General features: G+C 58.1%; 8 protein-coding genes. 3 read left to right on the forward strand and 5 right to left on the reverse strand.

Going from position 1 to position 8,897, the window contains the following annotated elements; translation table 11 throughout:
• Positions 1-50: 50 nt before the first annotated feature.
• From rnc to DRW39_RS12830, 4 genes are all read right to left on the reverse strand, one after another.
• Positions 51-773: a ribonuclease III gene (rnc, locus tag DRW39_RS12815; RefSeq protein WP_232830145.1), complete on the reverse strand. Its 723-nt coding sequence runs from the start codon at positions 771-773 to the stop codon at positions 51-53.
• Between the two features lie 66 nt (positions 774-839).
• Positions 840-2,105 carry a beta-ketoacyl-ACP synthase II gene (fabF, locus tag DRW39_RS12820; RefSeq protein WP_116107454.1) on the reverse strand — a complete coding sequence of 422 codons (1,266 nt, stop codon included), beginning with the start codon at positions 2,103-2,105 and terminating at the stop codon, positions 840-842.
• Between the two features lie 84 nt (positions 2,106-2,189).
• Complete coding sequence (locus DRW39_RS12825) at positions 2,190-2,429, reverse strand: acyl carrier protein (RefSeq protein ID WP_104419081.1); 240 nt, start codon at positions 2,427-2,429, stop codon at positions 2,190-2,192.
• Between the two features lie 146 nt (positions 2,430-2,575).
• Complete coding sequence (locus DRW39_RS12830) at positions 2,576-3,124, reverse strand: hypothetical protein (protein WP_116107455.1); 549 nt, start codon at positions 3,122-3,124, stop codon at positions 2,576-2,578.
• Between the two features lie 187 nt (positions 3,125-3,311).
• Here DRW39_RS12830 and porV point away from each other — a divergent pair, with 187 nt between their 5' ends.
• Together porV and DRW39_RS12840 are read left to right on the forward strand one after the other, a co-directional pair.
• Entirely contained in the window at positions 3,312-4,520 is a 1,209-nt protein-coding gene (gene porV / locus DRW39_RS12835; RefSeq protein WP_157976088.1) for a type IX secretion system outer membrane channel protein PorV, read from the forward strand.
• 233 nt (positions 4,521-4,753) lie between these two features.
• Positions 4,754-5,791, forward strand: coding sequence for a DUF1015 family protein (locus DRW39_RS12840; protein ID WP_157976089.1), 1,038 nt, complete (start codon positions 4,754-4,756; stop codon positions 5,789-5,791).
• 18 nt (positions 5,792-5,809) lie between these two features.
• Here the strand turns inward: DRW39_RS12840 and DRW39_RS12845 are convergent, their stop codons facing one another.
• Positions 5,810-7,132, reverse strand: a complete 1,323-nt coding sequence (locus DRW39_RS12845; protein WP_116107457.1) for an ABC transporter permease — start codon at positions 7,130-7,132, stop codon at positions 5,810-5,812.
• A gap of 135 nt (positions 7,133-7,267) precedes the next feature.
• Here DRW39_RS12845 and tyrS point away from each other — a divergent pair, with 135 nt between their 5' ends.
• Entirely contained in the window at positions 7,268-8,584 is a 1,317-nt protein-coding gene (tyrS, locus tag DRW39_RS12850) for a tyrosine--tRNA ligase (protein WP_116107458.1), read from the forward strand.
• Positions 8,585-8,897: the final 313 nt, after the last annotated feature.

Consider the following 8,897-nt stretch of genomic DNA (forward strand, 5'->3'; position numbering starts at 1 on the left):
AAAATTTGCCTGCGGGTATTAACGCAACGACACGGTCGAAAGATATGACCTCAGTGCGCTTCCACCTTCAGCCCGAGATCCTTCAAAGCCCGACGGCTGGCCTGCTGTTCGGCGCTCTTCTTATTAAAATCTTCCCCTACGGCCATGCGCTGCCCGTTGATGGTAACGGCTACGCGGAAGCGGTCGCGCTTATCCTGCTTGAAGCGTTTGAGGATTTCGTAGTCAACTTTCTGCCCGTTCTTCTGGCAGTGCTCGAGAAGCTGGCTCTTGTAGTTGTCATCGTAGGTCTCCAGCGTATCGATGTCGACGTAGTCGCGAAGCATCCGCTGCACGACGAAATGCATGGTTCCTACGTAACCCTGCTCCACGTAAACCGCTCCCACGAGGGCTTCTACCGCGTTACCGAGCATGGACCGTGCGATGCGGGTATTGTTGTACGTACTCAGCAGTTCATCGAGCCCCATGTCGTAGCCGATGTTGTTGAGGCTCTTGCGCTTGACGATCTTCGACCGCATTTTGGTAAGGAAGCCTTCGTCGGCCGTAGGGTACTTTTTGTACAGGTACTCCGCCACGATGGTGCCCAGCACCGCGTCACCTAAGTATTCCAGCCGCTCGTTGTTCTGACCGCCGTAGGGGCTTTTGGCGTTCTGATCGTTGCTGCTTTTATGCGAAAAGGCCAGTTTAAAGACATTGAGATAGGCCGGCGTGAAGCCCAGCAACCGGCGTAACCGTCTGACCAGTTCCTTTTCCGGGGAAAAGAAACGGTTGTACAATCTTCTAACTGCTTTAATCACTATGGGCGATGGTATGCGTTACGGGGCGCGATCTAATTAATCGATTTACTCACTATAACGCTTAAAGATAGTAGCGGAGTTGTGCCCGCCAAAACCGAATGTATTACTGAGGGCCACGTCGACCTGCCGATCCACCGCCTTATTAAAGGTCAGTTTAAGCTTGTCGTCAATCTCCGGATCGTCGGTGAAATGGTTGATCGTCGGAGGAATGAAGTTGTTATTGATGGCCAGAATACAGGCAATCGCCTCGATTGCGGCGGCGGCTCCCAGCAGGTGACCGGTCATGGATTTCGTCGAACTGATGTTGGCATCGTATACCGCGTCGCCGAAAGCCAGCTTGATGGCTTTGAGTTCGGCCGTGTCCCCCAGCGGTGTCGATGTCCCGTGGGTGTTGATGTAGTCAACGTCCTCAGGCTGTAGCCCGGCATCCTTCAGCGCGTTAAGCATGGCCATTTTCGCCCCGGCCCCTTCCGGGTGGGGTGCGGATATGTGGTAAGCATCGGAACTGGCGGCGTAGCCCCCGATTTCCGCCAGGATGGTCGCTCCGCGGGCTTGCGCGTGCTCGAGGCTTTCCAGAACGATGGCGCCGGCTCCTTCACCGAGTACGAAGCCATCACGTTCGGCATCGTAGGGGCGGGAGGCCGTGGCCGGATCGTCATTCCGGGTACTGAGGGCCTTCATGCTATTGAAGCCCCCGATGGCCACCTTGCTGATGACGGCTTCGGAACCACCGGTAACCATCATGTCGGCCCGACCGAGGCGGATATCATCCGCAGCAGCGGCCAGGGCATGCCCGCCGGAGGCACAGGCGCTGACGGTGGCGTAGCTGGGTCCGCGCAGGTTGTAGCGCATGCTGATGTGCCCCGCCCCCATATTGGCGATCATGCGCGGGATCATGAAGGGATTGTAGCGGGGTGTCCCGTCTCCCCGCTCGTAGATCTCGATCTGCTCCTCGAGTGACCGCAGTCCGCCGATACCGCTGGCCCAGATACAGCCGGCGCGGTCGGGGTCGACGGACGAGATGGTCTTGCCGTCCTCCCCGAGGAGACCCGCCATTTCCAGCGCTTCGTCGGCGGAGTATAGTGCCATCAGGGTGTAGCGGTCCTGGCGGCGCGCCTCACGCTTATCGACGCGGGTGGTAGGGTCCCAGTCCTTTACCTCACAGGCAAACTGGGTCTTAAAATTTTCGGCCTCGAATTGGGTAATGGGGCCTGCTCCGCTGCGGCCTTGCCGCAGCCCTTCCAGGTATTCGCTAGCCGAGTTGCCAATGGCGGTCAGCGCGCCGATACCGGTAATTACTACTCTTTTCATGATGACTGGGTCGGTAAAAAAACAACCGCCGCCCGCTACCTGGCAGGGTAATCGGGCGGCGGCAGGAACGCAGGGGCAAAGGTCTTACTTGTCCACGCTGCTTTCCAGGTAAGTGATAGCCTGGCCGACGGTCTGGATATTCTCCGCCTGCTCGTCCGGGATGCTGATGTCGAATTCTTTTTCAAACTCCATGATGAGTTCAACGGTGTCGAGCGAATCGGCACCGAGGTCATTCTGGAAACTCGCGTCGCGTGTTACCTCTGATTCGTCAACGCCGAGCTTGTCGACGATGATCTGCTTAACTTTCTCTTCAATACTTGCCATGGTAGAATGGTGGCTTTTGTGATTAAATGCGGCCGCAAAGAAAGCCCGAAAGGTTTACTTGCGCAAGTTCAGCGACAATTGGCGCCTCGCCCGCCGGCAAGGTAACACTCCTGGGGCCAACGCAGCGCTCATATGAAAGGACCTAACTAAAAGCGGGCGCCTACCGTATATAGTACCCGCCCCTCCCGGTGTTCACCGGTGGAGAAGCTGTCCGTAAAGGTCCGGAAGTAATGAACGCCCAGGGTAAACCAATCGAGATAGACCCGGATGCCCGCCCGGCCGCTCCAGCTGATGGACTGGTCATTCGCCGGTCCGTCACCGAAGCGGAAGCCGGGCACGACCGCCAGTGCCGGTACGAGATTGATGTCGAAGTCCGGGGCGATCACCCGGTACGCCAGGCCCAGGGGTACGTGGAGACGGTGCTGGGTGAAGTCCTCCGCCGTGCGGCTTTCGTATTTGCCGGGCCGGTACAATAATCCGGCGGTGGGGGCGAGTTGCCCCGCGCCGAACAGCACGTCCAGTCCGACAGCGTAGCGCTGCGCGTCATATATATCCAGGCCGTCGGTGGCACCGATAAGGGTGAGTTGATTCTCGCCCGAGAAGAGCCCGACGTAGGGGTTCAGTTCCAGCTGGCCCGCCGCGGGGGCGGCGAATAGCCAGAGGACCCCGAAAAGTAACGATCGGTATAGTGGCATGCCTTTGCAACGATTATTGAACGGAGATGTGGATAAACGGGGCTACTTTCGCGCAGAATTTCTTTCGGGCTGCCTAAATGCCCGGCGGTAACGTGAAATAAGCCCCGGTGGCGGGGCGTTATGGTTGCCTTGAACCTTAATAGGTGTAGTCAATTGCTACCCCATGCATGTGAATCTTAGTCAAACTATGCAACAACTCTTTCCCAAATTTTTCGCCGTTCTCCTGCTCGGTGCGCTATCCCATGCCGTGCAGGCACAGGTTGGCGCCTGTATGACAGATGGTGAAAAGAACTACGCCGTAGGCACCGGCGGACCCTGCGTAAACACGGTCGTTTCGGCCGTTCCCTTCCTCCGCATCACCCCCGACGCCCGCGGAGCCGCCATGGGTGACGCCGGCGTGGCGCTTAGTCCCGATGCCAACGCGATGCATTACAATGCCAGCCGCCTGGCCTTCACCGAACAAGAAACCGCCCTTAGCGCGACCTACACCCCCTGGTTGCAGGCGCTCGGCCTCAACGATGTTTACCTCGCTTACCTCGCCGGCTTCAAAAAACTGGACGAGAACCAGACCATCGGCGCCAGCCTCCGGTACTTCAGTCTGGGCGATATCATGTATACCGACCTCAACGGCGAGAGCCTTGGTATGGGGAAACCCAACGAGTTTGAGATCACCGGCGCGTACGCCCGTCGCCTGACCCCGAATCTCGGTCTGTCGATCTCCGCGAAATACATCAATTCCAACCTCGCCGCCGGCCAGCAGGTGAACGGTCAGGTCATCGAGGCGGGACAGTCCATCGCCGCCGATCTCGGTGTCAGCTACCGCAGCAACCCCATCGGCCCCAGCGGAAACATCCTGGCCATCGGGGGAGCGATCACCAATATCGGTAGCAAGATCTCCTACACCCTGGATACCATTCGGGACTTCCTGCCCGCCAACCTCGGTATCGGCGCGGCCTACACCATGAACCTGGATCAGTACAACCAGATCACCTTCACCGCCGAGACCAATAAACTGCTGGTTCCCACCCCCTGCCCGGTTGGCGTGACCAACTGCAGCCGCACACAGAACGAGATTGATGATCTCTCCCCGATCTCCGGCATCCTCACCAGCTTCGGAGACGCGCCCGAAGGCTTCGGCGAGGAACTCCGGGAATTTACCTGGACCGTCGGGGCGGAGTACTGGTACGCGCAGCAGTTCGCAGTACGCGCCGGATACTTCCACGAGGATGGAACCAAAGGCGGACGACGTTACCTGACCGCCGGCCTCGGACTTAAGTACAACATTTTCGGCATCAACCTGAGTTATTTGGTGCCAACCAGCAACCAGCGTAACCCGCTCGATAACACGCTGCGCTTCAGTCTGCTCTTCGATTTTGGCGCGGAAAATGACGGGTAAGGTTCTCGCTTCGACCCCACATTCATGGGGTTGCAAGGAAACTTTTTTCACCAGTTAGCAATTTTTATACCCAATTGGGCGTATATTGCACCAGATTACCGGCAAATCGCCGAAACCAAGATTTTTTATAACTGGGGTTTAGTTCAGGAAAGGTGTGGCACTTGTGCCACGCCTTTCTCTTTTCCGGTGGGTAGTTCCGTATGCAGCCACTATTTTGCCGCTACCTCACGCCCATGCCCCAACTCCTTCCCTTCCCCCGATTCTTTCACCCGACTCCGGGAATCACCGAGCAGCTGCCCACTACGCGTAACGGGATTCGGCAGCTCGATCCCTTTCCCTTCGTCCAAACGGATGGTCCCCAGATGCCCGTCCTGTCCGTAAGGAACGGAGAGAGTGGCCGGACCGTCTCCGCGATATGCGGCCTGTTACCGGCCTCGGCCTTCCACGACGGTACCGTCTTACCCCACGAACGGACCCTGAGCGCCCGCCTGGAACGACAGCAACGATTGGTCACCGGTGACCGGGGCGCCCTGGGCAAGCCGGTCTTACTTACGGTCCCGAGCCTCGGCCGGCTTTCTCCGGGCAGACCGGTAGACGACGGCGAAAACCAGGTGATATTCTACGGGGATGACCACATATACCGGCTCGAGCCCTCTTCCTCCCCCGCCCCACCGGTGTCACTGCCGACGCCCCTGGTCATCGCCGACGGCCACCACCGCGCGTACACCCACGCCGCGCTGGCTGCGGACGGAGATCCGGAATTTCAATTTATCCCCGTTGTGGTGGCAGGTGCGGACGAGCTCTCCATCGGCACCTTTCTACGGCTGATCGACGGGGACGGAATGAAGCCCCGGGAAGTATTGTCACGATTTCAGCGGCATTTTTCCTGTACGCCGTTGCCGAACGCCGTGCCCGTGGCCACCGCCGGAGAGTGGCTCTACAGCCAACGCGGTCAGCATTATCACCTTCGCCGACTGGACACATCCGTTACGGATACCGACCCGGGCTGGCTGAATCAGGTCCTACTGCCCGACGTTTTCGGCATCACCGACACCCGGACCGATCCACGCATCCAATCCGTCGACCCACCCCCCGTCGTGTCCGGGGAAGTGTATTTCGATCCGGGGCAGCACAACAGCGTCAAGCTGCTGGGAAAGCCTATTACCCGCGAGCGCTTTTTCGCGGAAGTGCAGGCCGGAAAGACGCTTCCGCCAAAGAGTACACGCTTCGAGCCCCGGGTTCCCAGCGGCCTCCTGGTGTGGATACCTTAAAGCCCGGGCGGGTCTTGCTTACTTGAACCGAATAGCTTTCACGGGGTCGATCTTCGTGACCAGATAGGACGGTAAGACGAGAAACAGCAGCGTAATGGCGAACGTACCGAGGTTTAGTCCCAGGATCGTCAGCCACTCCAGCTTGATCGGCGCTACCGAAAGGTAGTAGCTCTCCTCGTCCAGGGTCACGATCCCGAAGGTCTTTTGCGCCCAGGCCAGTCCGAGTCCGATCAGGTTACCCAAAAGCAAGCCGACCACGACAATGAAGGCCGCATAGTAGAGGAATATCTTCCGGATGTTCCAATTGTTCTGCCCCAGTGCCTTCAGTGTACCGATCATATTGGTACGTTCGAGAATCAGGATCAGCAGCGCCGTCATCATATTGATAATGGCCACCAAGACGACCAGGATCAGGATGATGATCCCGTTGTAGTCCTGTATATCCAGCCAATTGAAGAGTTCGCGCAGCTTATTCCGAATGCTGTCGGCGTAAAGGTTCGCGGGGAGCACGTCGTAGTGGATATAGTTGGAGAAAGCTTCCAGGTCGTCAATGTCGTCCAGTACGACCTCAAAACCACCTACCTGGTCCGGTGCCCAGTTTAGCAGCCCCTGCAACTGCTTTATGTCCACCAGTGCGAACTTACTGTCGTATTCCTCCAGCCCCGTTTTATAGATACCCTGGACCAGGAATGCCCTACTCTTTTCCTCCCGCAGTCCACTGAAGTAGACAAAATCTAGCCGGTCACCGATGCCGAGCCGAAGCCGCTTGGCGGTGCTGTTGGAAATGAGAATGCCCCGGGACGTCGAATCCGCAATGACCTCCAGCCGTTCTCCCTCGATAAGGTACTGGCCGAAATCGTCCCAGGCGAAATCCGGCGCGATTCCCTTCATGATGAGTGGCTCGGTATCCGCCAGCCGCTCCCCTTCCTGAAAGGCCGAAACGATGCCCGGCAACAGGATAAACTGCTGAATATGCCGGATCCCACCTTCGGTCGTCCGCAGCTCGGAGGTATTGCTACCGAAGGGATCTTCAAAGTCGCGGTAGGTGATCTGTCCGGTGTCGGCCAGGCCGGGGTAAAAGTCCTGCTGGTTGCTGATCGGGTACTCGGCGGTGAGCATGATGTCGTTGGCCGCTTTCTCTTCGGTGATGTGCACGTGGCCCCAGAAGCCGAAGATCTTCACCGATATCTCCGATTTAAATCCGGAAATAAGGGCACTGGCCAGCACCATCGTGGCCATGGAAATCGCTACCGCCACGACGGCGATCGCGAGGATGGTACGGCTGATCGACTGACCGCCGCCCTTGGCAACACCCCGGGCCAGAAATAAGGGGAGATTCATGGACGGCGAAGATAAAGCCTATTCACTCAGGTCTTGGTCGGAGGCTTTATACCTGCGCTCCGCCGCCCCTTAAACGCCGGTAAGTTTGGGATGCTATATTTGCGCGCCCTTACCCCACCCGTAATTCCCCTACCCATGGATTTTATCGCCGAACTCGAATGGCGTGGCATGCTGCACCAACTCACCCCCGGCATCCGCGAGCACCTGCAGGAAGCTCCCCGGCGCGGTTACATCGGTTTCGACCCCACCGCCCCCTCCCTGACCATCGGTAATTACGTGCAGGTGATGCTGCTGATCCACTGGATGCGGGCGGGCCACGAGGCCGTCGTCCTCTTCGGCGGCGCGACCGGCCGAATCGGTGACCCCAGCTTCAAGGCGGAAGAACGCGACCTGAAGACCTACGACGAACTCGACCATAACCTCGCCCACCAGAAAGAGCAAATGAGTCAACTGTTTGCGCTGGCCGGGAAGCAGCTTTCCAACCCCGCCAGCACGGGCTCGGTGACCGTGGTCAACAACCTGGACTTCTACCGGGACATGAACGTGCTGGACTTTTTACGCGTGGTCGGCAAAACCCTTACCGTCAGCTACATGATGAGTAAGGACAGCGTGCAGACCCGGCTGGAAACCGGCCTGTCGTTCACCGAATTCAGCTACCAGTTGCTGCAGGGCTACGACTTTCAGAAGCTGTTTACCGAGCGGGGCGTAAGCGTACAGATGGGCGGCTCCGACCAGTGGGGCAACATCACGAGCGGTACGGAATTCGTGCGCCGCAACCTTGAAGAAAAGGCTTACGCGGTAACGACTCCCCTACTGACCAAGGCCGACGGGAGTAAGTTTGGCAAAAGCGCGGAAGGCAACATCTGGCTGGACGGCGAACTGACCAGTCCCTACGACTTCTACCAATTCTGGCTGCGTACCGACGATGCCGACCTTGCCAAGTACCTCAAGTACTTCTCGCTGCGCGACAAGGAAGCCATACTGGCGGACTGCGCGACGGTTGATGCCCACCTCGGCGGGGAGGATCACTACCGGGAAGTAACGGATATCAAGACGGGGCTCGCGGCCGAACTCACTCAACGCATTCACGGCGAAGAGGGGCTGCAAACCGCTCAGCGGGTTACAAACCTGCTGTGGGGCCGGGGAGCGACCCCCGAAGACCTTCAGGCGCTCGACGCAAAGGCCTTCCGCAGCCTGAGCGGCAACATTCCCACCTTCACCGTTGCCCGCTCGGTACTACCGGTCCCGCTGCTGGATTTGCTGTCGGACCACAGTGAGGTGACATCGAGTAAGAGTGAGGCCCGGCGGGCGGTACAGGGGAATGCCATCGCGGTCAATAAGACGAAGATCGGAAACCCGGATGCGACGGTCTCGGCAACGGACCTGTTACACGATCGCTACCTGATGGTGGAGAACGGGAAGAAGAAGCGATACCTGTTTATGGTGGAGTAGACCGTCCGCCGCACCAGCAGAGACATGCATCGCTGGCGGGCCAGCCATAATTATTGTGTGAAAGCAAATTTTTCCCTGAAAATTTTCGCCGCGGTGCCGGTAATCTTGCGTGATACCCGTACCTTGTTGTCACACTTACTTTTCTATACACACATTCTCACCTTTTCTTCCGGTCCGCTCTGGACTTTCGCCGCGGGGCTAAACGCCGCGGACTATTTCACGTAGAGCTGCGCTGTTCCATTGAATAGGTGGGTAGTATCTGTATTCATATCGCCTAAGACCACTGATACCGTATTCCCCGGCTATTGACCGG

The sequence above is a fragment of the Lewinella sp. IMCC34191 genome (genome assembly GCF_003390935.1).
Lineage (GTDB): Bacteria > Bacteroidota > Bacteroidia > Chitinophagales > Saprospiraceae > Neolewinella.